This window comes from Microbispora hainanensis (genome assembly GCF_036186745.1).
GTDB lineage: Bacteria > Actinomycetota > Actinomycetes > Streptosporangiales > Streptosporangiaceae > Microbispora.
Map to the genome: position 1 here is coordinate 4470069 of NZ_CP108086.1, position 26087 is coordinate 4496155.

At 72.0% G+C, this 26087-nt stretch carries 22 protein-coding genes; 11 read left to right on the forward strand and 11 right to left on the reverse strand.

The window, feature by feature from the left end; all coding sequences use genetic code 11:
• The first annotated feature begins 36 nt into the window (after window positions 1-36).
• On the forward strand, window positions 37-2073 hold the full coding sequence (locus OHB01_RS20955; protein WP_419197544.1) for a PucR family transcriptional regulator: 2037 nt from the start codon (window positions 37-39) through the stop codon (window positions 2071-2073).
• A gap of 22 nt (window positions 2074-2095) precedes the next feature.
• On the opposite strand, the gene OHB01_RS20960 is transcribed toward OHB01_RS20955, so the two are convergent.
• Window positions 2096-2725, reverse strand: a complete 630-nt coding sequence (locus OHB01_RS20960; protein WP_328853861.1) for a TetR/AcrR family transcriptional regulator — start codon at window positions 2723-2725, stop codon at window positions 2096-2098.
• A gap of 218 nt (window positions 2726-2943) precedes the next feature.
• Here OHB01_RS20960 and OHB01_RS20965 point away from each other — a divergent pair, with 218 nt between their 5' ends.
• Window positions 2944-4389 carry an aldehyde dehydrogenase family protein gene (locus tag OHB01_RS20965; protein WP_142651921.1) on the forward strand — a complete coding sequence of 482 codons (1446 nt, stop codon included), beginning with the start codon at window positions 2944-2946 and terminating at the stop codon, window positions 4387-4389.
• A gap of 65 nt (window positions 4390-4454) precedes the next feature.
• Here the strand turns inward: OHB01_RS20965 and OHB01_RS20970 are convergent, their stop codons facing one another.
• Window positions 4455-5645 (reverse strand): S41 family peptidase, encoded by a 1191-nt coding sequence (locus OHB01_RS20970; RefSeq protein WP_142651920.1) that lies wholly within the window; start codon window positions 5643-5645, stop codon window positions 4455-4457.
• Between the two features lie 309 nt (window positions 5646-5954).
• On the opposite strand from OHB01_RS20970, the gene OHB01_RS20975 reads away from it, so the two are divergent.
• Window positions 5955-6608, forward strand: coding sequence for a response regulator transcription factor (locus OHB01_RS20975; protein ID WP_142651919.1), 654 nt, complete (start codon window positions 5955-5957; stop codon window positions 6606-6608).
• The gene (locus tag OHB01_RS20980) at window positions 6605-7732 is read left to right on the forward strand and encodes a sensor histidine kinase (RefSeq protein ID WP_328853862.1); all 1128 of its coding nucleotides are present in this window, start codon (window positions 6605-6607) and stop codon (window positions 7730-7732) included. The genes OHB01_RS20975 and OHB01_RS20980 overlap by 4 nt, the downstream gene beginning before the upstream one ends.
• A 59-nt stretch (window positions 7733-7791) precedes the next feature.
• Here the strand turns inward: OHB01_RS20980 and OHB01_RS20985 are convergent, their stop codons facing one another.
• Window positions 7792-8358: a helix-turn-helix domain-containing protein gene (locus OHB01_RS20985; RefSeq protein ID WP_328853863.1), complete on the reverse strand. Its 567-nt coding sequence runs from the start codon at window positions 8356-8358 to the stop codon at window positions 7792-7794.
• A 94-nt stretch (window positions 8359-8452) separates the two neighbouring features.
• Between OHB01_RS20985 and OHB01_RS20990 the strand changes: the two genes are divergently transcribed.
• Window positions 8453-9418 carry an aldo/keto reductase gene (locus tag OHB01_RS20990; protein ID WP_328709472.1) on the forward strand — a complete coding sequence of 322 codons (966 nt, stop codon included), beginning with the start codon at window positions 8453-8455 and terminating at the stop codon, window positions 9416-9418.
• 153 nt (window positions 9419-9571) lie between these two features.
• Here OHB01_RS20990 and OHB01_RS20995 read toward each other — a convergent pair whose 3' ends face one another.
• Both OHB01_RS20995 and OHB01_RS21000 read right to left on the reverse strand, forming a co-directional pair.
• Complete coding sequence (locus tag OHB01_RS20995; protein WP_142651915.1) at window positions 9572-10240, reverse strand: response regulator; 669 nt, start codon at window positions 10238-10240, stop codon at window positions 9572-9574.
• A complete protein-coding gene (locus tag OHB01_RS21000) occupies window positions 10237-11403 on the reverse strand; it encodes a sensor histidine kinase (protein WP_147944967.1) in 1167 nt (388 codons plus the stop codon). Before OHB01_RS21000 ends, OHB01_RS20995 begins: the two co-directional genes overlap by 4 nt.
• 276 nt (window positions 11404-11679) lie before the next feature.
• Here OHB01_RS21000 and OHB01_RS21005 point away from each other — a divergent pair, with 276 nt between their 5' ends.
• Together OHB01_RS21005 and OHB01_RS21010 are read left to right on the forward strand one after the other, a co-directional pair.
• Window positions 11680-12891, forward strand: coding sequence for a cytochrome ubiquinol oxidase subunit I (locus tag OHB01_RS21005; RefSeq protein WP_328853864.1), 1212 nt, complete (start codon window positions 11680-11682; stop codon window positions 12889-12891).
• A 25-nt stretch (window positions 12892-12916) separates the two neighbouring features.
• Entirely contained in the window at window positions 12917-13858 is a 942-nt protein-coding gene (locus OHB01_RS21010) for a cytochrome d ubiquinol oxidase subunit II (protein ID WP_328853865.1), read from the forward strand.
• Between the two features lie 4 nt (window positions 13859-13862).
• On the opposite strand, the gene OHB01_RS21015 is transcribed toward OHB01_RS21010, so the two are convergent.
• Both OHB01_RS21015 and OHB01_RS21020 read right to left on the reverse strand, forming a co-directional pair.
• On the reverse strand, window positions 13863-14957 hold the full coding sequence (locus tag OHB01_RS21015; protein WP_147944969.1) for a trypsin-like serine peptidase: 1095 nt from the start codon (window positions 14955-14957) through the stop codon (window positions 13863-13865).
• A 51-nt stretch (window positions 14958-15008) separates the two neighbouring features.
• The gene (locus tag OHB01_RS21020) at window positions 15009-16109 is read right to left on the reverse strand and encodes a peptidase (protein ID WP_328853866.1); all 1101 of its coding nucleotides are present in this window, start codon (window positions 16107-16109) and stop codon (window positions 15009-15011) included.
• Between the two features lie 221 nt (window positions 16110-16330).
• Here OHB01_RS21020 and dxr point away from each other — a divergent pair, with 221 nt between their 5' ends.
• Window positions 16331-17518 (forward strand): 1-deoxy-D-xylulose-5-phosphate reductoisomerase, encoded by a 1188-nt coding sequence (gene dxr, locus OHB01_RS21025; protein WP_142651911.1) that lies wholly within the window; start codon window positions 16331-16333, stop codon window positions 17516-17518.
• Window positions 17519-17570: 52 nt separating this feature from the next.
• Here the strand turns inward: dxr and OHB01_RS21030 are convergent, their stop codons facing one another.
• Window positions 17571-18716, reverse strand: coding sequence for a lytic polysaccharide monooxygenase (locus OHB01_RS21030; RefSeq protein ID WP_221890022.1), 1146 nt, complete (start codon window positions 18714-18716; stop codon window positions 17571-17573).
• A gap of 334 nt (window positions 18717-19050) precedes the next feature.
• Between OHB01_RS21030 and ispG the strand changes: the two genes are divergently transcribed.
• The 3 genes from ispG to OHB01_RS21045 all read left to right on the forward strand — a co-directional run bounded on the left by ispG (window position 19051) and on the right by OHB01_RS21045 (window position 23015).
• Window positions 19051-20214 (forward strand): flavodoxin-dependent (E)-4-hydroxy-3-methylbut-2-enyl-diphosphate synthase, encoded by a 1164-nt coding sequence (gene ispG / locus OHB01_RS21035; protein WP_142651910.1) that lies wholly within the window; start codon window positions 19051-19053, stop codon window positions 20212-20214.
• A 463-nt stretch (window positions 20215-20677) separates the two neighbouring features.
• A complete protein-coding gene (locus OHB01_RS21040; RefSeq protein WP_328853867.1) occupies window positions 20678-22117 on the forward strand; it encodes an alpha/beta hydrolase in 1440 nt (479 codons plus the stop codon).
• Between the two features lie 55 nt (window positions 22118-22172).
• A complete protein-coding gene (locus OHB01_RS21045) occupies window positions 22173-23015 on the forward strand; it encodes a GNAT family N-acetyltransferase (protein WP_142651937.1) in 843 nt (280 codons plus the stop codon).
• A gap of 111 nt (window positions 23016-23126) precedes the next feature.
• On the opposite strand, the gene OHB01_RS21050 is transcribed toward OHB01_RS21045, so the two are convergent.
• The 3 genes from OHB01_RS21050 to OHB01_RS21060 form a co-directional block, all read right to left on the reverse strand.
• Entirely contained in the window at window positions 23127-23549 is a 423-nt protein-coding gene (locus OHB01_RS21050) for a DUF3037 domain-containing protein (protein WP_147944972.1), read from the reverse strand.
• Window positions 23546-24370: a HipA family kinase gene (locus OHB01_RS21055; protein WP_142651907.1), complete on the reverse strand. Its 825-nt coding sequence runs from the start codon at window positions 24368-24370 to the stop codon at window positions 23546-23548. The genes OHB01_RS21050 and OHB01_RS21055 overlap by 4 nt, the downstream gene beginning before the upstream one ends.
• A gap of 81 nt (window positions 24371-24451) precedes the next feature.
• Window positions 24452-25774: an alkyl sulfatase dimerization domain-containing protein gene (locus OHB01_RS21060; protein WP_147944973.1), complete on the reverse strand. Its 1323-nt coding sequence runs from the start codon at window positions 25772-25774 to the stop codon at window positions 24452-24454.
• Window positions 25775-26087 lie beyond the last annotated feature (313 nt).

A 26087-nucleotide genomic window follows, 5' to 3' on the forward strand; every position in this document is an offset into this window, starting at 1 on the left:
GGTGCGGACAAGCCGGCCGTTCGGGGGGAAAGAGCAGTGGCACCCACGCTGCGCCGGATCACCGCGATCGTACCGCTCCACCTGGAGGTTCTCGCCGGGCGGAACGGTCTCGACCGCCCGGTCCGCTGGGTCGCGGTGAGCGAGCTGGAGGACCCCACGCCGTTCCTCGAGGGCGGCGAGCTGGTGCTCACGACCGGCATGCGGCTGTCCGCCGGCGACGCCGTGCCGTACGTTTCCCGGCTCGTGGCCCGGGGCGTCACCGGGCTGGGGTTCGGGGTGGGGCTGAGCCACGACACCGTGCCGCCCGGCTTCGCCGAGGCGGCCGAGGCCGCCGGGCTGCCGCTGGTCGAGGTGCCGAGGGACACGCCCTTCATCGCGATCGGCAAGGCCGTCAGCGAGCTGCTCGCGGGGGAACAGTACGAGGAGATCAGCCGTGCCTTCGCGGCACAGGGCAGGCTCACCCGTGCCGCCCTCCAGCGCGAGGGGCCGCCGGCCGTGGTTGACCGGCTGGCCAGGGAGATCGGCGGCTGGGTGCTGTTGCTCGACCCCGCCGGCGCCGTACGGCACGCCGCCGACGCGACCGGCCGCCATGCCGGGCCGGGGAGAGCGGGCCCGGGTGACAGGCACGCGGGCACGGCGGGCCGGAGCGGCGCGGCCGGGGACCGCGCCGCGGGGGGCTGCGCCGCGCAGGACTGGATGGCGCAGGACCGGACGGCGCAGGACCGGACGGCGCAGGACCGGACGGCGCAGGACCGGATGGCGCAGGACCGGACGGCGGAGGACTGGGCGGGCGAGACGGCCCGGTGGCTGGAGCCCGAGATCGCCCGGCTGCGGACCGCGCCGTCCCTGGCGAGCCTCGCCCTGTCGTCCCCGGAGGAGCACGTCGTGGTCCAGCCGCTGGGCCGCAGGGGGTTCTTCGCGGTGGGGTCGTCCCGGCCGTTCTCGCCCATCGCGCACACGGTCGTCAACGCCGCCGGGTCGCTGCTGACGCTGGCGCTGGAACAGGGCAGGGAGCAGCGCTCGGCGGCGGCGCGGGTGCGGTCGGCGGTGCTCCGGCTGCTGCTGGCCGGCGAGGCGGGGGCCGCCGTGGAGACGCTGGCGGCCCTGGGCCTGCGGCTGCCGGGGGAGCCGGTCACGGTCCTCGCCTGTGACACCTCCGATCCCGAGGCGCTGGCCGAGGCGCTCACCGAAGCCATGACGGGGGCCATGACCGGCGCCCCGAGACAGGCCCAGACAGGGGCCCAGACAGGGGCGCAGGCAGGGGCGCAGGCAGGGGCCCCGAGACAGGCCCAGACGGGGGCCCCGCCCGGCGCGGCGCCCGGCCCGCGCGGCGCCTTCGCGGCCGTGTCGGGCCCCCGCCGCCGGCATGACGACATCTTCACCGCGCCCTGGGAAGGCCTGCTCGTCGTGCTCGCCCCGGACTCGTACGCCGACGAGGTCGTGGCGCTGGCCGCCCAGCATGGCCGGGTCGGGGTCAGCGCGCCCGGCGTGGAGATCGTCCGCTCCGAGAGCCGCGGCGACAGCCGTACGGACAGTCGCATGGACAGTCGCATGGACAGCCGCGCGGGGCCTGCCGCGGCCGGATCAGCCGACCGGGGCGCGTCCCGTCCCGTTGCCGCCGACGGGTTCGATCGTGTCTCCGGCCGTGTCTCCGATCGCGCACCTGACCGCGCACCCGACCGGGTCCCCGATCGCGTCCCCGACCAGGCCCTTGCCGCCGCGCTCGACCGGGCGCTCGACCAGGCGCGGCGGGCGCTCGTCTCGGCCTCGCCGGTCGCGCGCTTCAGCGAGCTCGCCGGGCGCGGGCTGCTGTCGCTGCTCGATCCCGCCGCCGCCGCGTCGTTCGCGGCGGCGATCCTCGCGCCGCTCCGCGAGTACGGCTCGCGCGCCGACCTGGTCGAGTCGCTGCGCGCCTACCTGGCCAGCAACGGCCACTGGGACGCCGCGGCCCAGCGCCTGGGCGTGCACCGGCACACGCTGCGATATCGGATGAAGCGGGTGAGCGAGCTGCTCGGACGCGATCTGGACGACCCCGCGGTCCGGGCCGAGCTGTGGATCGCGCTGTGCCTCTGACCCCTGTGCTTGTCAGTGCAGCTCAGGCCGGGGGATGCGTGCGGAAGGCGCGGATGGCGGCTTCCGTGACGATCTCGTAGGTCTTGCCGTCGGGCAGGTGACCGGCACGTTCCAGGCTGAGCGCGCCCTGGGCCGCGGCCCACAGCGCGTCGGCGATCTTCCTCGGCTGGGTGGGCACGAGGTGACCTGCGGAGATGCAGTCGGCGATCACCCGGTCGACGATGTTGAGCGCGGCCCGCGCAAGCGTGCGGGCGCGCTCGCTCGGCACGAAGCCGGGGATGGCCCGCTCGAACATGAGGCCGTAGTAACCGGGCTCGGCCAGCGCCGCCTCCCGGTAGGCGGGACCGAGCAGGCTCAGGTGCTCCAGCGGGTCGCTGCGGTGCGGCACGGCCTCCAGCCTGCGCCGGAACCGTTCGAAGCCCTCCAGATAGAGCGCCTCGGCCAGGCCCTCCTTGCTGCCGAACATCGTGTAGATGACCTGGGTGGAGCAGCCCGCCTCGGCGGCGATCCTGCGTACGGTGAGACTCTCCGGCCCGGCCTTGGTGAGCAGGTCGTTGGCGACATCGAGAAGACGGGTGCGCAGCTCGTCATAGTTGCTGCGATGGCCGCGTGCGTAGGCACCCTGAAGACCGAGCGGCGCCGGCGTACCCATCAGCGACGAGCCCTTCTCATATTGGGGGTCCCGCGACAGACCCGGATGATGACTTAACCATGCTGCTCGCCTTTCAAACCGCGATGAAACAGAAAACATCATGAAATTGCCGCGCATCTGTGACATCCGGGGAGTTGTCCATGATGGCGCAGTGGAGGGTGGCGATTGGCCCGTCCGGAGTAACGACCGGCTCACACCAGCCGGCATAGCGTGAAGACATGGACGTAGGCCGCACTTCCGAACCCCGCCCCTTCTGGCTCGCCGGGCGCCCCGCGACGGGAGACGCCGAGCAGCCCGTGACCAATCCTCACGACGGCCGGGTCGTCGGCGTCCACTCGGTGCCGACCCCCGAGCAGGTCGAGCAGGCCGTGGCCGCCGCCGACGCCGTGCGCAAGCAGGCCGCCGCGCTGCCCATCCACGTACGCGCAGAGGCGCTGGCCCACGTGGCCCGGCGGCTGACCGAGCGCGCCGAGGAGATCGCCCGCCTGATCAGCGCGGAGAACGGCAAGCCGATCTTCTGGGCGCGTGGCGAGGTGGGCCGCGCGATCTCGACGTTCCGCTTCGGCGCAGAGGAGGCCCGCCGCTTCAGCGGCGAGGTGCAGCGGCTCGACACCGAGCCCGCCGCGCAGGGGCGGCTCGCCTACGTCTCACGCGTGCCGTACGGCCCGGTGCTGGCGATCACGCCGTTCAACTTCCCGCTCAACCTGGTGGCCCACAAGGTCGCTCCCGCGATCGCCGTGGGCGCGCCCATCGTGGTCAAGCCCGCGCCCGCGACCCCGCTGTCGGCGCTCGTCCTCGGCGAGATCCTGGCCGAGACCGACCTGCCGGAGGGCATGTTCTCCGTGCTGCCGGTGCCCAACGACCGGGCGTCCGCGCTGGTGGAGGACCCGCGGCTGCCGGTCATCTCCTTCACCGGCTCCGGCCCGGTCGGCTATTCGATCATGGACAGCGTGCCGCGCAAGCACGTCACGCTCGAACTCGGCGGCAACGCCGCCGCGGTCGTGCTGGCCGACGCCGACCTCGACTGGGCGGCGAGCCGCGTGGCGCTGTTCTCCAACTACCAGGCGGGGCAGAGCTGCATCGCGGTGCAGCGGGTGATCGTGGAGGACGCGGTCGCCGACGCGTTCACCGGCAAGCTCGTCGCCGCTGTCGGAGCGCTCGTGACCGGCGACCCCGCGGACGACAAGACGCAGGTCGGCCCGCTCGTCAGCGAGGACGCCGCGATCCGCGTCGAGAGCTGGGTCAACGAGGCCGTCGCGGCCGGGGCGCGGCTGCTGATCGGCGGGACCAGGGAGGGCGCGGCCTTCGCCCCCACCGTGCTGGCCGACGTGCCCGCCGACGCCAAGGTGGCCCGCGAGGAGGTCTTCGGGCCCGTCATGATCGTGCAGCGGGTCGCCTCGGTCGACGAGGCGTTCGCGGCGGTCAACGACTCCCGCTACGGCCTGCAGGCCGGGGTCTTCACCCGCAGCCTTGACGTCGCCTTCCGGGCCAACCGCGAGCTGGAGGTCGGCGGCGTCATCATCGGCGACGTGCCCTCCTACCGGGCCGACCAGATGCCGTACGGCGGGGTGAAGGAGTCGGGCGTGGGCCGCGAGGGGCTGCGCTCGGCCATGGAGGACTACACCTACGAGAAGGTCATGGTGCTCACCGGCCTCACGCTGTAGCCCCACGCGTCCGAGGGGTCCGGGGGACCGCCGTCCCCCGCACCCCTCGTTCGTAGGAGCCCCGTCTAGAGGAGGCTCAGCGCCTTGGCGAGGCCGGGGTCGCGGCCCTTGGCCAGGTCGAGTGCCGTCATGGGGGCGTAATGGTCGACGGGGACGCCGACGGTGTCGATGATCTCCCGGGCCGGGCCGAGGTGGCGGACCCTGGGCAGCAGCAGCACGCTGTTGTCGTCGAGGAGATACGCCTCGGCCGGCCCGGAGACGGCCCCCGCGGTGCGGGTCCCGACGAGAGTGCCCAGGCCGTTGTCCTTCACGGCCGCGCTGAAGTCCTCACAGGCCGAGGCGCACGCGCGGTCGGTGAGCACGACCAGGCGCAGCCCGAGCAGCGGCACGGTGTCGTCGGTGCGGTTGGCCGTGCAGTCACCGGTGAACGGGCAGAAGTAGCTCGTGACCTTGCCGTGCGCGAACGCGCCGAGCAGCCGGGTCACCTCGCGCGGCGACCCGCCGCCGTTGCCGCGCAGGTCGATGACCGCCGCCTTGGACGTGCCCTTCAGTGCGGCGATGACCTGGTCGGCCACGCCCTGGAAGAAGCCGGGCACCGCGACGTAGGTGACGCCGCCGGGGAGCTTCTTCGACGTCACCGCCCGCTCCTGCTCCTGGAGGGGACCCTCGGTGAGGGTCACGGTCCGCACGCGTCCCGTCGTGGGCCGCCTCAGCGTGAGCCGTACGGTGTGGGAGGCGAACACGTCGGCGAGGCTCTGGTTCACCGTGTTCCCGATGAACGCCGGGACGCCGTCGGCCTTCTCGATGATGTCGCCGGGCCGGATGCCGGCCTTGTCCGCCGGGCTCCCGGGCAGGACGCGGGTGATGAACAGGGGAGGCCGGGCGGCCGGGTCGAGCCGCGGGCCCTGCGCGGCCGACAGACCGGCGATGCCCGTCCCCACCGGCCCGCCCTCCGGCGGGGGAGTGATCTTCTCCACCCCGGCGTGGTCGTCGTGCAGCCCCGCGACCATGCCGGTGATCGCCGCGTGCAGCGCGTCCGGGTCGCCGGCGCCGATCATCCCGGCGAACGCGGCCCAGTCGGACTCGCGGTTCCCCGTCAGCGCGGGCAGGCGGAGGCCGGGCTTGTCGGCCCCGCGCCGCATCAGCTCCCGGGTGTAGGCGGAGAGGGCGTCCCGCAACAGGACTCTCGGGTCCAGCGCGGGCCCGCCGTAGTAGTTGTCCAGCACGCACTCGTACGCCTGCCGGAGCGTGTTCACCGACGTCGGCGGCGCGGACTCGGATGGCGGCGAGGTTATCCGGGCACACGCGCCGCCACTGGCAGTGGCCCGCGTGACAGCGGCCTGCGCTGTTTCGGCCTGCGCTGTTTCGGCTCGCACTGTTCCGGCCTGCACTGGTCCGGCCTGCGCGGCGGGGGCCGGGGGAGCGGTGGACAAGGCGGCGGCCGTCAGCAGGACGGCGGCGGGAAGAGTTCTGATCATGCCGGTCAGCGTGGCCACCGACGGGTTGCACGGCCGTGAACGACACCGTTAACGCCGCTGTTACCCCGCTTCGGATACGAAGCTCGCATGCGGATTCTCGTGGCCGAAGACGAGCGTGATCTGGCCGACCTCGTCGCGATGGGCCTGCGCCGCCAGGCCATGGCGGTCGACGTCGTGTACGACGGGACGGCCGCGGCCGAGCGGCTCGCGGTCAGCGACTACGACGTCCTCGTGCTCGACCGCGACCTGCCCGGGCTGCACGGCGACCTCGTGTGCCGCGAGCTGGTCGCGCGCGGGAGCCGTACGCGGATCCTCATGATGACGGCGGCGTCGTCGGTGCCGGAGCGGGTCGCCGGGCTCGGCATGGGGGCCGACGACTACCTGCCCAAGCCCTTCGACTTCACCGAACTGGTCGCGCGCGTGCGGGCGCTGGGACGGCGCAGCCGCGACCAGGTGCCCCCGGTGCTGACCCGGCACGGGATCGTGCTCGACACGCATCGGCTCCAGGCGTCCAGGGACGGCAGGCACCTGCACCTGTCGCTCAAGGAGTTCGCCGTCCTGGAGGTGCTCATGCGGGCGGAGGGCGCGGTGGTGAGCGCCGAGCGGCTCCTGGAGGAGGCCTGGGACGAGAACGCCGACCCCTTCACGACCGTGGTGCGGGTCGTGGTCAGCCGCCTGCGGGCCAAACTGGGTGAACCGCCGTGCATCCAGACCGTTCCCGGCGCCGGATATCTGCTGTGACGACGGTCCGGGTAAGGCTGACGCTCATCTACTCGGGGCTCTTCCTGCTCACCTCCGTCGTGCTGCTGGTCATCGTCAACACGCTCCTGCGCCAGGCGCTGCACGCGCGGATCGAACGCCTCGTGGCGCCGCTGCCGGGCGAGGCGCCGGTGGCGCCGCCGGCCCCGGACATCGAAGCCGGGGTGGAGCCGCTCCCGCCCCTGTCCGAGCTGGCCAGGGACCTGATCCACTATCAGTGGGACGTGAGCGCGCTGGCGATCGGGGTCCTGACCCTTGTGTCGGTGGTCGTGGGCTGGCTGATCGCGGGACGGATCCTGCGGCCGCTCCACCGGATCACCGCCACGGCGCAGCGGCTGTCCCTGTCCACCCTGCACGAGCGGATCGCCCTCACCGGGCCGCGTGACGAGCTGAAGGAGCTGGCGGACACCTTCGACGCCATGCTCGACCGGCTGGAGCGCTCGGTCGAGGGGCAGCGGCGGTTCATCGCCAACGCGTCCCACGAACTGCGGACCCCGCTGGCCGTGCAGCGGACGGCGATCGAGGTCGGCCTCCCCGAGGATGTCGGGGAGATCCGCGACACGCTCCTGGTCCACAACCACCGCATCGAGGGCCTCATCGACGCCCTGCTGGTCCTCTCCCAGGCCGAGCACGGCCTGCAGAGGCGGGATCCGGTGGCCTTCCACGAGGTCGTACGGCTCGTCCTGGCCGAGACGGACACGGGCGCGGTGACGGACATGGGCGCGATGACGGACATGGGCGAGGTGACGGTGACGGCGCGCGTCGAGCCGTTCCTCGTCCACGGCGACCCGGTGCTGCTGAACCGGCTCGTCACCAACCTCGTCGACAACGCCGTGCGCTACAACCACCCCGGCGGCTCCGTCGAGGTGACGCTCGCCGGGGGTGTGCTGAGGGTCCGCAACACCGGCCCCGAGGTGCCTGCCGAACGCTTCGGCGACCTCTTCGCGCCTTTCCGCCGCCTGCACACGACGCGAGGGCAGGGCGCGGGGCTCGGGCTGTCGATCGTCGCGTCCATCGCGGCGGCGCACGGGGCCGCCGTCGCGGCGCGCCCGAATCCCGGTGGCGGCCTCGACGTCGCCGTGACGTTCCCGGCGGGCGCCGTATGACAGCGGCCGCCTCATGAGAGGCCGCCCCAGGACCTGTCGCCCCGGGACATGGGGCGTGGTCAGGGACGGGGGCGCAGGCCGTCGAAGAAGACGGCGAGGGCGCGACGACGCAGTTCGTCGCTCCACTCGTCGCGTTCGGCCGCCAGGCACACCCCGCACAGCAGGGCCAGCAGTTCGGGCGTCCGGAGGTCGGGCCGCACCGCGTCCGCCTGCTGCGCGGCCGTGAGCAGCCGCCCGATCGCCTGTCGCATGTCGCGGCTGACGTCGGCCGTCCCGGCCTTGGGATCGGCCCCGGACTCGGCGAGCAGGTCGGCGGCGGTCTTCGTCCGGGCCGCGTGTGCCACGATCCGCTCGAGGAACGTGAAGAAGGCCGTGCCCGGATCCGGCGACGGCCTGTCCGCCTCAGCGAGGAGCCGTCGCGTACGGTCCACGATCACCGCCTGGTAGAGCGCCTCCTGGGTGGGGAAGTGCCGGTAGATCGTGCCGAGCCCCACCCCTGCCTCCCCGGCGACCGCGCGCACGGACGCGGACGTCCCCTCGCGGGCCAGCACGGCTTCGGCCGCCTCCAGGATGCGCTCCCGGTTGCGCTGCGCGTCCGCACGCCGGGGCCTCGCTTCGCCGGTCATCGTCCTCCTCGCACGTTTGACATCCGGAACGCATGTTCCGTATCGTCCCGAACCAACCGGAACGGGTGTTCCTGATACTACGGGAGGATACGTGATGGAGTACGCGACGCTCGGCCGTTCGGGACTCCGGGTCTCCACAGCCGGCCTCGGCACGATGAACTTCGGCGCCCCTGGAGGCTGCGACGAGACGGAGGCCACCCGCATCGTGGACGCGTTCCTGGAGGCGGGCGGGAACGTCATCGACACCGCCGACGCCTACACCGGCGGAGAGTCGGAGCGGATCGTCGGGCGGGCCGTGCGGGGCAGGCGGGACGAGGTGGTGCTCGCCACCAAGGCGTTCCTGCCGCAGGGGCCCGGTCCCAACGACCACGGGCTGTCCCGGGCCCACCTCACCAGGGCGCTGGAGAACAGCCTGCGCCGGCTCGGGACCGACCACATCGATCTCTACCAATGCCACCATTGGGACGACTCGACTCCGATCGAGGAGACCATGGCGACTCTGGACGGATTCGTGCGGTCGGGCAAGGTGCGATACATCGGCTGCTCGAACTTCACCGCGGCCCAGATCGTGGAGGCCCAGTGGGCCGCGCAGCGCGTGGGCGGGACGCCGTTCGTCAGCCTCCAGCCGGAGTATTCGCTGGTTGCCAGGGGGATCGAGGCGGAGATCCTGCCCGTCTCCCAGCGGTATGGGCTCGGCACGCTCGTCTGGTCGCCCCTCGGCGGCGGCGTGCTCAGCGGGCGCTACCGCAGCGGCGAGACCCCCGGAGCCGACACCCGGCTGGGGCGGCTCATGGCGTCGCCCATCCCCGCGGCCCGCACCTGGGCCGAGGGCTTTCTGACCGAGCGCAACCTCGCGATCGCCGCGCACGTCGCCGACGCCGCCGCAAAGCTCGGCGTCGCCCCGGCGGCCGTGGCGCTGGCCTGGGTGCGGAGCAGGCCGGAGGTGACCTCGGTCATCGTCGGCCCGCGTACGCTCGACCAGCTGCGCGCCAACCTCGCCGGGCTCGACCTCGTCCTGCCGCCCGACGTCGCCGCCCATCTCGACGAGATCTCCCGCTGAGGGACGCGAACGGCGGTGCCGGGCGGACGAGACCCGGCGGGACAAGCGGCTGCCGCAGATCGAGCTGCGGAAGCTTCGCGACGCCTCCGTCGTGTCCGCCGCCGACATCGTGGACGAGGACAACGCCGAGCCGCTGTCGCCGTTCTAGACCCCTCAGCCGACGTTCCACCCCGGCCGGACCAGGCCCGACTCGTACGCGATGACGACGAGCCTGACCCGGTCTCTGGCGGCGAGCTTCGTCATGATCCTGCTGACGTGCGTCTTGGCGGTCGCGGGGCTGCACCGGAGGGCGTCGGCCACTTCGTTGTTGGACAGTCCACGCGCGACCAGCACGAGCACCTCACGCTCCCGCTCGGTGAGGTGCCGCAGCTCCGGGAAGTGCACAGGGTCGCCGCTGCGGTCGACGTACTCCTCGATCAGCCGCCGGGTCACGGTGGGGGACAGCAGGGCGTCGCCCGCGGCGACCACTCGCACCGCCTCCAGCAGGCCGGTCGGCTCTATGTCCTTGACCAGGAACCCGACGGCTCCCGCACGCAGCCCCCTGAAGATGTACTCGTCGTTCTCGAACGTGGTGAGGATGACGACACGGACATGGTCGAGGCGCGGGTCTCTCGCGATCCTGCGGGTGGCCTCGATGCCGTCGACTCCCGGCATGCGGACGTCCATGAGGACGACGTGCGGCCGGAGCGCCACGGTCATCCCGACCGCCTGGTCGCCCCGGCTCGCCTCACCCACCACCTCGATGTCGTCTTCGGAGTCGAGCAGCGTACGCAGTCCCATGCGCACGAGCGGCTGGTCGTCGGCCAGCAGGACGCGGATCATGGCTCGGGCCGTCGCAGCGGCAACCACGCCTCCACCACGAAGCCGCGCCCGTCCGCGGGCGCGGCCGTGATCGTGCCGGACATCGCTCTCACCCTCTCCGTCATCCCCGCTATTCCGTTGCCGGCCCGGACATCGTCCCCCGAGGCGCCCCGCCCGTCATCCCGCACGCGAACCAGTACGTCGGCCTCGTTCACGTGGACGACGACACTCGCGTGTGCCGCACCGGAGTGCCTGATCACGTTGGTCAGCGACTCCTGAACAACGCGGTAGGCGGCCAGGCCGACGTCCGCGGGCACGCGGCTCGCCTGGCCCCGTACGTCGAGGTCGACCGTGATGCCGCCCGCGGCCGCCATGCCCGCCAGCCGCTCGATGTCCTCGATGCCGGACGGAGGGAAGATCTCGCCGGCTTCGTCGACACGGCGGAGCACGTCGAGGATCGAGCGGAGTTCGACCAGCACGTCCTTGGTCACTCGCTTGATCGTCGTCACCGCGGCGTGGGCCTTGTCGGGATCCCTGCGCAGGAGATGCTCGGCGACGCCCGCCTGGATGCTGATCACCGAGATGTTGTGCGCCAGCACGTCGTGCAGTTCGCGCGCGATGCGCAGGCGCTCCTGATCGGCCCGCCGTTGTGCCTCCATCTCGCGGGTGAGCTCGGCCCGTGCCGCCTGCTCCGCGATCATCCGCAGGTGTTCGGCCCTGCTGCGCGACACCTCGCCCGCCACGACGATCACCAAAATCCAGATGACCAGCCAGACGTGGCCCTCGGAGACGTCCTGCGGTCCGCGAGAGCTGTCGGCCAGCAGCACGATGACGAGGTAGACGGCGGCACCCGCGAATCCGGCGATCCTGTGCTTGGCGGTGATCGCGGTGTAGACGGCCAGGGCGGGTGCGATGGTGAAGGCGCCGGTTCCGAATCCGAGGCCGAAATAGACAAGCGACACCAGCATGGTGAGGACCATCACCAGCGGCGGATATCGGCGTCGCGCCACGAGGAACGCGGCGGCCACCACCAGCAGCAGGTGGCCGACCCAGTCGGGCGGGCCCTGCTCCGCCCGGCCTCCGGCTATGACGCTGGTGAGGACGGTGGAGACGGCGACGGCGAAGGACAAGGCACAGTCGACGACGAACGCCCTGGGCATCCGGCGCAAGCTCTCGCGACCCACTCAATCGACCGTACGACGTCGCAGGCGCGTGCGGATCATCCCGCGGGATTATCCGCCGTACGACTGCCGGACATCGCGGGGGTGCGAAATCCTTCCCCGGGTCGTACGCGCCGGGCGCCCACGGCGCGATGACGGGCATCCGGGCCTGCGGCAGCCTCGTCACCAGGAGGCTTCCCCGCGCAAACCGCGCAAGCCGCGCAAACCGCGCAAACCGCGCAAGCTGTGCCGACTGTGTGACGGCGCCGACTAGGTGACCGTGCCGGAGGGATGATGGATGTGGCGACGATCGCCCGCCTGCAGTTCGCGACCACCGCGTCGATCCACTTCCTTTTCGTCGCGCTGTCGCTCGGCCTCGTCGTTTTCGTGATCGCCATGGAGACCGCGTACGTCGTCACGGGCAACGCGTCGTTCGAGCGTTTGGCGAAGTTCTGGGGCCGGCTGTACGTCGTCAACTACGGAGTGGGCGTCATCGGCGGCATCGTCGTCGAACTTCAATTCGCGCTGAACTGGGGCACCCTGACGAAGGGTTTCGGCGACGCGTTCGGCGGCGCTCTGGCATTGGAGACCCTGACCGCCTTCTTCGTGGAGTCGACGCTTCTCGGCGCCTGGGTTTTCGGCTGGGGCGTGCTCGGCAGGAAAACCCACCTGGTCCTCATCTGGCTGGTGGGGATCTCCGCCTACGCGTCGGCGCTGTGGATTCTCGTCGCCAACGCGTTTCTTCAGCACCCGGTCGGGACGCGGGACGCGGACGGCCGCCCGCTCGCCGGGTTCGGAGAGCTGCTGGGCAACCCCGCCTTGGGGGACGCCTTCCTGCACGTGGTGTTCGCCTCGCTGATCGTCGGCTCGATGTTCGTGGCAGGCGTGAGCGCCTGGCACTTGCTCAGGCGCACCGGCGAGGCGGCGTTCTTCCGGCGTTCGCTGCGGATGGCCGTCGCGGTCCTGCCCGTCGGGACGCTCGCCACCGTTCATTGGGGGATGCTGCAACTCGTCGTCATCGAGGACATCCAGCCGATGAAGCTCGCGGTGCTGGAGGCGATCCGTCCCGGTGACCACGCGCCGCCGGAATGGATCGGCGTCGCCTACCAGGTCATGCTGCGGACCGGATTCGGGCTGGTGCTCCTGTCCGTGGCTCTGGCGGTGTTGCTTTTCCGCGACTGGATCATCCGGCTTCGCGTGCCTCTACGCGTCCTGGTCGCGGCGATCCCGGTTCCGTTCGGGCTGGTCGTGGCCGGTTGGCTGGTGCGCGAGGTGGGCCGCCAGCCCTGGACCGTCTACGGCCTGCTCACCACCGAGCAGGCGGTGACGCCCATGTCGGCGAACGTCGTTCTCACGACCTTCCTGGTGACGGCCGGAGTGATGCTGGTGCTCGCGGTCACCGGCTGCCTGCTGATCGCCCGCTTCGCCCGGCGGGGACCGGAGGACGGCGCGTTCGGCACGCCCCTCGGCCAGGCCGAACCGGCCGGGCCGGTCGGCACCGCCGTGATCTGACATCGTCGAGCATCCGGGAGCACATGTGAACACGTTCTGGTTCTGCCTGCTCGGTGCGCTGTTCGGCGTCTACCTGATGCTGGACGGCACGGTCATCGGTGCCGGCATGCTGCTGCGCGCCGGCGGATCCGGGGAGCGGGCGCGGCGCGCCACGGTCACCGCGTTCGGCCCGTTCTTCCTCGGAAACGAGGTGTGGCTGGTGGTCACGGTGGCGACGTTCCTGGCCGTACTGCCCCGTCTAGAGGGAGCGCTGTTCCGCACCCACTACCCCCTCATCGCGGCCGTGCTGGTGATCTGGATGATCAGGGACGCCGCCGTCTGGTTCCGGAGCCGGCTGGAGAGGCCGGGCTGGCGGCGGGGGTGGGACCGCGTGCTCACCGGGGCGAGCACGGCCTTCGCGGCGGCGCTCGGACTCCTTGTAGGCAACGTGGTGACCACGCCGCCGGGGTCGGAGCCGGTCCGGATGCCCTTCGGCTGGCATCCGCTGCTGTGGGCGCTGACCGTGACCGTCGTCTTTCTCGTCCACGGTGCCGCGTTTCTCGTCGTGCGCCTGCCCGCGGACCTGATCGGGGGTCCGCTGCGGGTGGTCCGCCGCCTGGCCCCTGCCGCCGCCGCGTCGTACGCCGTGTTGCTGGGCGCCGGTCTCCTCACCGGATCGCCCTCGCAGGGGACCGGGGCGGTCGCCGCCGAGGCGACGGCCGTGGTCGCCCTGGTCGCCTCGGTCAGGATCGTCGCGGCCCGGCCCCGCATCGCGCCGGCCCTGACCGCGCTCGCGGCGGCCGTCCCGGCGGTGCCCGTCGGCCTCCGCCTGGAACCGGCCGCCGCGCGTTCACTCGCCGCCGGGCCCGCTCTGGACGCGCTGGCCGCGTTCCTCGTGGTCGTGATTCCGCTCGTGACTGCGGTCCAGGCGTGGACCTGGTGGGCCTTCCTCCGCCGGATCGACGCGCGTACCCCTGTCTTCTTCTAGCCCGTCATGCCCGCTCGGCGGTGCGGAACAGGTCGCGTACGGCGGAGCCGAAGTAGGGGCCGTACATCGTGCGGTGGTCGTTGCTGTATTTGAAGCTGCTGACGGACGTCAGCGTGCCCCGGCCGGAGGCGGGGTCGAAGCCGCTGAGCCAGGGCCCGCCGCTGGCCCCCGCCGTGAGGTCGCAGCGCAGGCCCTGGTCGCGGGTCTGCCTCTGTGGGTCGCCGTGGGGGACGCCCGCGCAGTAGAGCAGCCGCTCGCCGTCGTACGGCGGATCCGCGGGGAAGCCGAATCCGTAGGTCCGGCGGCCCCGGGGCGGGTCGAAGGCGATGGGCTGCCCGCCCACCAGGTCGGTCAGGTGCTGCCCGCCGAGGTCGTCCACGGCGACCATGCCCACGTCGTAGTCGTCGTTGCCCGACCGCGACCAGGGCCCGGCGACGAACATCCGCCGTGCGGGGAAGGAGCCGTACGGCTGCCGCCCGCCGTCGTATCCGGGGACGAAGGTCCAGTTCTCCGCCCAGTCTCCTGCGCCGTCCTTGACGCAGTGCCCGGCGGTGACGACGAGGTCCCTGTTCGCGCTGCGCACGGCGCTGGCCGAGCAGGAGAAGTCCACGCCGTTCAGCGTGAGGAAGACCCTGCCGGTGGTCCTCGTCACGGAGCCGCCCGCCGCCCAGCGTGTGCCGCTCGTCGTCGCCGGGGGCATCGCCGCCGCCTGCCGGGCCCTGGCCGTCCTGCCGGTCCTGCTGGTCGTGCCCGTCCTGGCCGTTCCGGTGGAGGTACGCGCCGCCTGCTCGGAGGCGAGGACCACGCCGGCGGCCGGTAGCAGGGCGGCCCGGGCGACGGGCGGCAGCACGGACGCCGGGGGAGCGGCCGGCTTCAGCACCGAGGAGGCGGCGGGCCGGGCGGCGGCGATCTTCTGCAGACCCCCCAGCAGCCCGATCGGGACCGCGCCCGCCATCCTTTGCGGCGTCCAGTAGGTCTCGGAAACATGCCCGGCCACGTGCTCCACGACGTCTCCCACAGGGGAGATGTCCCGGCCGGGGGCGCTCAGGAGTCCGGTGACGAGGGCGGTGACGGCAAGCAAGGGGAGGCTCGGAGTCATGGCTCCCGAGTGTGTACCACCCGGCGTGTTCTTGCCGCTACTTTCCGTGAATCAGGTGAGGGCCGTCTTCTGGGCCGTGTTGTAGACCGCCTCGGCCTCCGGGCCGAAGTAGGGCCCGAACATCCAGTAGGACGCGAAGTTGTACTTGAAGCTGTTCACCGAGTTGAGCAGGCCGCTGCCGGTGCGCGTGTCGAACCGCACGAACCACGGGCCGCCGCTGGCGCCGCCGGTCATGCCGCAGCTCAGCCCCTGGTCCTGCGAGCTGAGGTAGTCGTCGAACGTGCGCCCGCCGCAGTAGACCAGCCTCGACCCGTCGTACGGCGCGCCCGCCGGGTAGCCGAACGCGTACGTCTGCTGCCCGCGCGGCTGGTTGAACGCGACGCCCTGGCCGCCGACGACGTCGGTGAGGTTCTTGCCGCCCTGCGGCGCGACGACGGCGGCCGCGATGTCGAAGTTCATGTTCTCGCCGGAGTTCCACTGCGGGGTGGTGAGCAGGGTGGTCGCCGGCCAGGTGCCGTTGGGCCGGTTGCCCTGGTCGTATCCGGGGACGAACACCCAGTTGGCGTGGAAGGCGCCGTTCAGCTTCACGCAGTGCCCCGCGGTGATGACCACGCTCTTGTTGGCGCTGGTGACGGCGGTGCCCGAGCAGGAGGCGTTGCGCCCGGCGTCCGATCCGGCCGTGACCGTGAAGAACACCCTGCCCGTCGTCTTCGCCACCGTCCCGCCCGCCGTCCAGGACGACCCGGAGGTACGCGACGAGGGCTGGGCCGCGGCGGACGTCGTGGCCGCGGTCAGGGTGGCGGAGGTCTGCGTGGCGGAGGTCTGCGTCGGGGAGATCTGCGTGGGGGAGACGGTCATGGACCGCGCCGTGGCCGCCGTCGAGCCGCCCGCGGAGCCGGTCGCGGAGCCGTCCGCGGAGCCGGCCGCGGCGAAGTGCCGGTCGCCGGTGCCGGGGGCGTCCAGCGGCTTCGCGGCCTTCATGCGCGCGACGGTCCAGAACTTCTTGACCGTGGTCTGTTCCTTCGCCGTGTCGGCCGCCTCGTGCACGGCGGGCCGTGGGGCCGCGGCCGACCGCGTGACGGTTCCTGTCCCGGTCGCCGCGGCGAGGGCGGGGACCGCGAGAACGGCGAGACGTCGTGCCCTGGGGTGCATGCTCGGCTACCTCCGTGTCGGGATGTCCTGACGCGGGAAAGTAGCGACGCCTTCAACTGGATTTCTCACGATCTGCCGATACGGTTATGGGCAGATTCGGGCATATATGTGCTTGTTTCTCCCCAGCATCTTTGGACGCGGCGCCCGCCCCCTCGGCGGCCCCTCCGCGTACGGCCGCGTGCCGTTGCGGGCCCGCGGACCGTCTCGGAGACAATGAGGGAATGAGCTCCCAATCCCTGCCGCAGCCCCGGTCTGTCGTCGTGCTGGGTTCGACCGGCTCCATCGGCACCCAGGCTCTCGACGTCGTCGCCAACGCCCCCGGACGGTTCCGCGTGACCGCGCTCGCCGCGGGCGGCGGCCGGGTCGACCTCCTGGCGAAGCAGGCGGCCGACTTCGAGGTCGAGGCGGTGGCGGTCGCCGACCCCTCGGCCGTACCGGCGCTGCGCGAGGCCCTGGCGGCGGCGGGCGCGCGGGCGCGGGTGCTGGCGGGTCCCGGAGGGGTGGCGGAGATCGCGGCGTCGCCCTGCGACATCGTGCTCAACGGCATCACCGGAGCCCTGGGGCTGACCTCCACGCTCGCCGCGCTGGAGGCGGGCCGGGTGCTCGCGCTGGCCAACAAGGAGTCGCTGATCGTGGGCGGCCCGCTGGTCAAGCGCTTGGCCGGGCCGGAGCAGATAATCCCCGTGGACTCCGAGCACTCCGCGCTCGCCCAGTGCCTGTGGGCGGCCGGTCCGGGCGGGGCCGACCCGGTGGCCGTACGGCGGCTGGTCGTGACGGCGAGCGGCGGCCCCTTCCGGGGCAGGAAGCGCTCCGAGCTGACGGACGTGACCCCTGAGATGGCGCTCAACCACCCGACCTGGAGCATGGGGCCGGTCATCACGGTGAACTCGGCGACGCTCGTGAACAAGGGCCTGGAGGTGATCGAGGCCCATCTGCTGTTCGACATCGGGTTCGACCGGATCGAGGTGGTGGTCCACCCGCAGTCGATGATCCACTCGATGGTGGAGTTCACCGACGGCTCGACGGTCGCGCAGGCGAGCCCGCCCGACATGCGGCTGCCGATCTCGCTCGCGCTGGCCTACCCCGAGCGGGTGCCCGGCGCGGCGCGTGCGGTCGACTGGACCACGGCCCACACCTGGACCTTCGAGCCGCTCGACGACGAGGCGTTCCCGTCGGTCGGGCTGGCCCGTCACGTCGGAGCCCTGGGCGGCACGGCGCCGGCGGTCTACAACGCGGCGAACGAGGTATGCGTGGAGGCGTTCCTGAAGGGCGCTCTGCCGTTCCTCGGCATCGTGGACACGGTGGAACGCGTGGTGGCCGCCCACACCCCCGGCCCGGCGGCGTCCGTCGAGGAGGTCCTCGCGGCGGACGCGTGGGCGAGAGCGCGGGCGGCCGAGCTCACGGCCTGAGCCGATCCTCGGCGCGATCCGGGTCAGGCGGGCCGCGCCGAGGCCGGTCGGGTCAGGTCGTCGAACAGGTCAGCGTCGGGGTGCCGCTGCCCGATCCGTTGGCCAGGAAGCCGAACGTGGTCGAGGCTCCGGCGCTCACGCTGCCGTTGTAGCTGACGTTCTTCACAGTGATCTCGCTGCCGGACTGGCTGAGCGTGCCGTTCCAGACCTGCGTGATCGTGGCGCCGCTCGGCTGGGTCCATCTCACCGCCCAGCTGCCGATGGACGAGGAGCCGGCCGTCACCGTGACCTCACCCTGGTATCCGCTGCCCCACGAGCTGACGACCTTGTAGGTGGCCGAGCAGGCTCCGCCGTTGCCACCGGGGGTCGGGCTCACCGTGGGGCTGACCCGCGGGCTCGGCGACGTGTCCGGCGTGGTGCCGGGCGACGGGGAGACGCGCGGGCTGGGGGACGGGCTGACGGGCGGGTTGCCCGTCTCGCCGACGCCGGTCACCTCGCCGTTGCCGCCGTCGAAGACGACGTCGGAGCAGCTGTAGAACGTCTCGTTGCTGTCCGAGCGCTGCCACACGGTGTAGATGATGTGGCGGCCGCTCTTACCCGAGGGCAGGCGGGCGTTCCAGTAGTAGTGGCCGTCCTCGGTGCCCACCGAGCCGACGCTCGGCGGGTCGGTGACGCTGTCGAACGGCGTCGACTCCAGGTCGCTCCAGGCCAGTGCGCGGGTCGGGCTCCAGGAGTCCTTCGTGATGTACGACCGGAACGTGCCCGGGTGCGCGGCCCACTTGTTGTACTTGAACTGGATGGTCGCCCCGGAGGTCAGGTGGGTGACCGGCCAGTCGTCGCGGGCGAGGTCGAAACCGCTGAAGTCGTAGACGACCGCGCCGCCGCTGCACAGCTGCCCGTCCGGGATGAAGCCGGACATCCGGCCCGCGCCGTCCGAACGCAGCACGGCGAACCAGTTGTACAGCGCGTTGGTGCCGCTCTTGGCCACCGCGGCCGCGCAGGCGGGGTTCTTCGGCTGGATGGCTCCGCTTGAGGTCGTGCCGTCCTTCCAGCACAGGTAGGTGCGGCTGCCGGGCATCATCGGAGCGCCGTGCGCGGACGCCGGGGAGGCGAGAACGACGGCGGAGACGAGGGCGGACAGCGCGGCGACGATCAGTGCGATCGTCGCTGTCGACAGTTTTCTTCGTGGTCTACCCACGGGCTACCCTTTCGCGTGGTCATGGCTGCCGCACTCGTGGTGCAGCACGGCACCGCCGACGGCGCGAGCACGTCGGCCCGGGGGGACAGCCGTTGACTTACCAACCAGGTGGTGCGAGAGCGCTCACGCGATTCGGACTCTAGGTCGGCCTCCGCCCCCTGCCCACCCGCGCGATGGCCGCCGCGCCCGTCCTCGCAGGTGGCGGCTCTTCCTTCAGCCGCGGGTCATGAAACCTTCATTCATCGTGAAAAGCTTTCGGCCCGCCCGGCGTCGCGGCACTCCTTAGACTGGGAGGGCCCCCACCGGGCGTCGCCTATCACAACAAGGTGCAGAAATGTCTGTTGATCTCGGGATTCCCGCCGTACGGACCCAGCCGATCGCCAAGCGGCGGGTGTCACGTCAGATCATGGTCGGCTCGGTCCCCGTCGGCGGGGACGCGCCGGTCTCGGTGCAGTCCATGACCACCACCCTGACCGCCGACGTCAACTCCACCCTGCAGCAGATCGCCGAGCTCACCGCCGCCGGCTGCCAGATCGTCCGCGTCGCGGTCCCCTCGCAGGACGACGCCGACGCGCTGCCGGCCATCGCGAAGAAGTCCAAGATCCCCGTCATCGCCGACATCCATTTTCAGCCCAAATACGTCTTCGCGGCGATCGACGCCGGATGCGCCGCCGTCCGGGTGAACCCCGGGAACATCAAGAAGTTCGATGACAAGGTCGGAGAGATCGCCCGCGCGGCCTCCGACGCCGGTGTGCCGATCAGGATCGGCGTCAACGCCGGCTCGCTCGACCCGCGCCTGCTGCAGAAGTACGGCAAGGCCACGCCCGAGGCCCTGGTCGAGTCGGCGCTGTGGGAGTGCTCCCTGTTCGAGGAGCACGGCTTCCGCGACATCAAGATCTCGGTCAAGCACAACGACCCGGTCGTCATGGTCCAGGCCTACCGGCTGCTCGCCCAGCGCTGCGACTACCCGCTGCACCTCGGCGTGACCGAGGCGGGGCCGGCCTTCCAGGGCACGATCAAGTCGGCCGTGGCGTTCGGCGCGCTGCTGGCCGAGGGGATCGGCGACACCATCCGGGTGTCGCTGTCGGCGCCTCCGGTCGAGGAGGTCAAGGTCGGCACGCAGATCCTCGAGTCGCTGGGCCTGCGCGAGCGCGGCCTGGAGATCGTCTCGTGCCCGTCCTGCGGCCGTGCCCAGGTGGACGTCTACACCCTCGCCGAGCAGGTGCAGGCCGGGCTGACCGGGCTCAAGGTGCCGCTGCGCGTGGCCGTGATGGGCTGCGTGGTCAACGGGCCCGGCGAGGCCAGGGAGGCCGACCTCGGCGTCGCCTCCGGCAACGGCAAGGGCCAGATCTTCGTGAAGGGCGAGGTCATCAAGACCGTCCCCGAGTCGCAGATCGTCGAGACCCTCATCGAGGAGGCCCTGCGCCTGGCCGAGGAGATGGGCGTCGACGTGGACCTCGACGACGAGGACGCCGGTCCGGAGGTCGTCGTCAGCTGACCCTGGCATTACAGTTCGCAATGCTCTGACTACACAATGGCAATGAACGGGTAGTACGGACCGTACTCGGTCGATCACATCGCGAAGCTGTCCTCTGCTGTTCGGAAGCAGAGGAGCAATGCCGGTGAAGCGGGTCGTTGGTGTGGTCGCGGGCGTGGCGGTGCTGGTCGCCGGGCTGGTCGGGCCGGAAGGTGTGGCAGCCGGGACGGACCGGCCGGGGCACTGGGGGCCGCCGAAGCGTCCGCTCGAGTGGAAGCAGTGCCCGCCGGAGAAGAAATCGTCCTCCGGCGGCCTGCTCGGCCTCGGCTCGGCCCGGCCGATCGGGTCCATCGAGCCTTTCGCATCGACCGGGCGTTTCGCATCGAGCGGGCCTTTTGCGTCGAGCGGGCCTTTTGCGTCGAGCGGGCCGGCCGAGCCTTTCGCGTCGGCCGCGCCGGCTCGCCGGGCCGGTCGGCGGGAGCCGGTGCAGGAGTGCGCGGAGCTGCGTGTCCCGCTCGACTACCGCGAGCCGTACGGCCAGCAGATCACCCTGTCGCTCAACCGCATCAGGGGCACCGTCTCACGTGACGGCAACCACCTCGGCACGCTGCTGGTCAACCCCGGCGGACCGGGCGGCGAGGGGCTCAGCCTGGCCAGGTATGTCGCGGCCAAGCTGCCCAAGGAGGTCGCGGCCCGGTTCGACATCGTCGGGTTCGCCCCGCGCGGGGTGGCGCCCAGCCAGCCCGCCATGTCGTGCGTGGACCCGGCCCGCTTCTACGCGCCGCCCCGCCCCGACAACGTCCCGAAGAACGACGCCGAGGAACGGGTGCTGGTCGGCCGGGCCAAGCAGTACGCCGAGGGGTGCGGCAACCGCTGGGCCTGGTTCCTGCCCTACCTGACCACCGAGAACTCCGCCCGCGACATGGACGCGGTGCGCGCGGCGCTCGGCGAGGAGAAGATCAGCTACCTCGGCTACTCGTACGGCACCTACCTGGGGGCGGTCTACGCCACGCTGTTCCCGCAGCGGGTGCGCCGCCTCGTGCTCGACAGTGTGGTGGACCCCGCCGGCGTCTGGTATCAGGCCAACATCGCCCAGGACCGCAGCTTCGACCGGCGGCACCGCGACTTCCTCGCCTGGGTGGCCGAGCACAACGACGTCTACAAGCTGGGCACGACCCAGGCGACGGTGTCCTTCGCGTGGTACTCCATGCGCTCCCGCCTGCGCGACAGGCCCGCGGGCGGGGTCGTGGGCCCGAGCGAACTGGACGACGTCTTCTCCAACGGCGCCTACAGCGACCGCCTCTGGCCCTACCTGGGCTCCGCCTTCTCGGCGTACGTCCGCAACGGCGACTCCTCGGTCCTGGTGAAACTGTTCCGTACGGTGGCCGAGATCGATGAGGAGGAGGAGAACTCCTACGCGGTCTACCTGGGCGTGGAGTGCCGCGACGCGGCCTGGCCCCGGTCGTGGGACCGCTGGCGGGCCGACACCCGCAAGGAGCACGCCGAGGCGCCGTTCATGGCCTGGCCCAACGCCGTCTACAACGCACCGTGCGCCTTCTGGCCGGAGAAGGGCGGCACCCCCGTCAAGGTGGGCACGTCGCACCTACCGCCCGTCCTGCTGATCCAGGCCGAGCGCGACGCCGCCACGCCGTACGCGGGGGCGCTGCGCATGCGCAGCCTGTTCCCGACCTCGCGCCTGCTCGTCTCGCACGGCGGCAACCATGGTGTGTCGCTCGCCGGGAACGCGTGCGTCGACCGGCAACTGTCGGCCTATCTGCGCGACGCGGTGCTGTCGCCGCAGCGCAGGGGCACGCGGGGTGCCGACGCGACCTGCCCGGGCGAACCGGAGCCGCGGGCCACGCTGATGAAGGTCACGGAGGGTGGGCAGGGAACGGCGTCCCACACCTCCGCCAAACGGCGGTAGCCCGGCCCGGCCGATACCTCCCAAACGCTAACCGTTCGCGTAGGCTGGGCCCGTGATGCTGCGAACATCGGCGTCGCGCGTGCTCGACGACAACGATCGTGACGAGGTGCTGGCACTCCTCGACACCGATCCGGTCGCCAATGTGTTCGTAGCGGCCCGGGTCAGGGCCGTCGGCCTCAGCCCTTCACGGCTCGGCGGTCAGATGTGGGGCTACGGCCCCCGCGGAGGGCTGGTGTCCCTGTGTTACGCGGGCGCCAACCTGGTGCCCGTGAACGCCACCCGCGAGGCCATCCACGCGTTCGCCGACCGGGCGCGCAAGCAGGGCCGCCGCTGCTCGTCCATCGTCGGCCCGGCCGGCGCCGTGGAACAGCTCTGGGAGCGGCTGGAGCCGCACTGGGGCGGTGCCCGGGCGATCCGGTGGGCCCAGCCGGTCATGGCCACGACCTCCGCGCCCGCAGTCGACCCGGACCCGCTCGTACGGAGGGTCCGTCCCGAGGAGTTCGGCATCCTGCTGCCCGCCTGCGTGGCGATGTTCACCGAAGAGGTGGGCGTCTCCCCGGACAACGGCGACGGTGGAGCGCTCTACCGGTCGCGGGTCGCCGAGCTCATCCGTATCGGCCGGTCGTACGCGCGGATCGACGACGGCCAGGTGGTCTTCAAGGCCGAGATCGGCGCGGTCACACCGCAGGCGTGCCAGATCCAGGGCGTGTGGGTCCACCCCGATCTACGCGGACGCGGTCACGCCGCGGCGGGCATGGCCGCCGTGGTCGAGCAGGCGCTGAAATATTTCGCCCCGGTCGTCACCCTCTATGTGAACGACTTCAACCTCCCGGCCAGGGCCGTCTACCGCAAGGTGGGCTTCCAGGAGGTCGACACGTTCATGTCCGTGCTGTTCTAGCCGGTCCTGGGACCCCGGTCGTCGCGAAGCCCGCTCCGCCGGGCTTTCGCTGTGGTCCTCGCTCCCTTTCGCTCCGCTTCCCGAACCCGGTGAACGTCGGCGGGCGGCGCACTAACCAGTGCCGAGGCCGGCCTGACAACCGGTGCCGAGGCCGGCCTGCACGGGTCGCACCAGCCGGGTCAGCAGGTGGTCCAGCTCGGCCGCCGGGTCGCCGGTCAGCCCGGCATGCACCGGCCCGGTCTGCACGACCGTGCTGCGCGGTGCGGTGAGCCAGCGGAACCGGGCGCCCAGCGGCTCCCCGCACAGGGGGCCCGCCTCCTCGCCGCACGCCCGCTCGTAGGCGGCCAGGGCCAGCCGTACGCCGGGCAGGTCCACCGGCACGCCCAGCGCCAGCAACCGGGTCTCGTCCAGCTCCACCCGTGCGCACAGGTAGCCGCGCGGCTGGCAGTAGAGGATGACCCCGGCGTTGACCAGTTCGCCCCGCTCCACGCTGGGCACCACGCGGATCACCGCGTACTCGTAGACGTCGCTCATCGGCCGCCCTCTCGCGCCGCACGCCAGAAGCCGCCGATCGTCGCGCTCGGCCCGCCCCGGCGCGGAGCGGGAGCGGCGGGGTCGGGGAGCCAGTCGCGGGGGCCGGCGGCCCGGGCGAGCAGATGCTCGACATAGGCCTGCCGTACGGCGTCGGCGTCCGGGAAGCCCGGCTCGTCCTCCAGCCACTCGTCCGGGACCAGCGCGGTCACCTCGTCGAGCAGCGGCCGGGTGACGAGCCCGGCCAAGTCGGCGTCGGCCTGCTCCAGTTTCGTCGCGAACGGCGCGAGCACGTGGTCGCGGCCGTCGAACCGGCGGCGCGGGTCGGCCGTCGGCCAGTTGTGGTGGAACCACAGGGCGGCGCCGTGGTCGATCAGCCACACCCCGCCGTGCCAGACGAGCAGGTTCGGGTTGCGCCAGCTCCGGTCAACATTGTGGACGAACGCGTCGAACCACAGCACCCGGGAGGCGAACTCGGCGTCGGGCTCCCAGGCGAGCGGGTCGAAACCAAGCGCACCGGGCAGGAAGTCGATCGCGAGGTTGTGCCCGGCGCTCGCCGTGAGCAGGTCCTGGATCTCCTCGTCGGGTTCGCGGACGCCGAGTTGCGGATCGAGGTCGATGACCTTGAGCTCCGGCGTGGCGAAGCCGAGCCGCCTGGCGAGTTCGGCGCAGACGATCTCGGCCACGAGCACCCGCCTGCCCTGTCCCGCACCGCGGAACTTCACGACGTACGTGCCGAGGTCGTCGGCTTCGACGACTCCGGGCAGCGACCCGCCCTCGCGCAGGGGCGCGACATACCGGGTCGCCGTGATCTGTTCGAGCACGGAAGGAAGGTTACCGGCAGGGCCGGCGGGCGCTCCCCTCCTCGCGCCCGCCGGCCACCTGGGCGGCTCCGCTCGGCCGGCTCAGTTGGCCTTGCTCGGCAGCCACCACATCCGTCCCTCGGCGACGTCGTGGTAGACGTCGAGCAGGTCCATGCCGGTGATCTTGCTGCGCGACTCGGCGGCGGCCCAGGCGTACACGCCTCGCGCGATCGAGCCGCTCTCCTGCTGGACCCGCATCGCATAGACGAGGGCCCTGATCTCGTGCACCTTGTGGTTCTCCGGCTCGGCCTGCGCCGCGAGCTCGGCGAGCTGGCAGGCCAGGCGCAGATCACCGTCGGCCGCCGCGGCGACGGCCCGGCCCGCGACCGACGCCGCCCCCGCCGACAGCTCGGCGACCGCCCGGGCGAACACTGCGTCCGGTGCGGGCTTGAGATTGGCGGGGTTGCCGTCATGCCAGCCGCCGTGCAGCCGCCAGATGTTGCGCACGATGAACTCGGGCTCGTCGTGGCGCTCACGCAGGTAGGGCCGCCCGGCCAGCGCGGGCGGTGGCTTGACCGAGTGCAGGATCTCGTCCAGGCGTGCTCCGGCGTTCATCAGATCGAGCGTCTGCTCGACCAGGCTGTCGAGATAGTCGGCCGTGTCGGTGAGCGCCCGGCGCACCCGGGCCGGGCCGCGGATCGGCAGCCCCCGCCCGGGGAGCAGCAGGTCGGCGTCGAGCGCGGCCATGGCCCGCAGCGCCACCGCCCAGTCGTCCGGATAGCGCTGGATCCGCTGCGGGTGGCCCGCCCCCGGGACCGACCACGCGAACAGGTCGCCGGTCATCAGCACGCCCCGCTCGGGCAGGAACGCCCAGGTGGCGTCGTCGGTGTCGCCGCAGGCATGGGTGAGCTGGAACGTGACGTCTCCCAGCGACAGGGACAGCCGGTCGCGGTAGGTCAGGTCGGGAAACCGCTGCGGCGGCGGCCAGACCAGCCGGGGGAAGCCGCGCTCGCGCAGGTCGACGACCGCGTTGTATCCGGCGGTCCTGCCCTGCTGGGCGAGTCTGAGGGCCAGCCTTTCCTGCGCCACCACCAGTGGGCGGGGGCCCGGCTCGGCGTCGAACTCCTCCATCCCCGCCAGCCGGTCGGCCCGGCTGCGGGAAAAGATCGCATATTTGAGCGGTTCGGACGACCACTTCCTGATCGCACGGTACGACTGCTCGGCCTCGCGGGCGTCGCCCGTGTCGAAGAGGCCCAGCCCGTCCTCGCCACGGACCACGTACACGTTGCCGCACGCCGGCCACATCGCCACGCCGTAGGCGATCTCCTGCACTCCGTCGCGGCGCAGCTCCGCGTAGGGCACGTCCTCGGGGCGCACCGAACCACGCCAGACCTCGTCGGCGTACGAAAGGATCGGTGATTCCATGTCAAGAGCCTGATCCTCTAGGCGGACGGTGCACAGTAGGGAGATCCCTAATGTCCGTGCCGGTCTCGCACCGCGCCCCGTACGCCCCGCGTGGGCGGCGTAGGCCCGCGCCGTAGGGGCCGGCGCGCGCAGTTCACCGCCCGCAGTTCACCGCCCGCAGTTCACCCCCAGCTCACCACCGCGCGGGCCAGCGTCACGGGGGTCAGTGCCGCGTGATCTGCCACCGCGCCGGCCGCCGTCGCGCGGGCCAGCGTCACGGGGGTCACCGCAGCGCGATCCACCACCGCGCAGGCTGGCCCTATGCGGGTCAGCG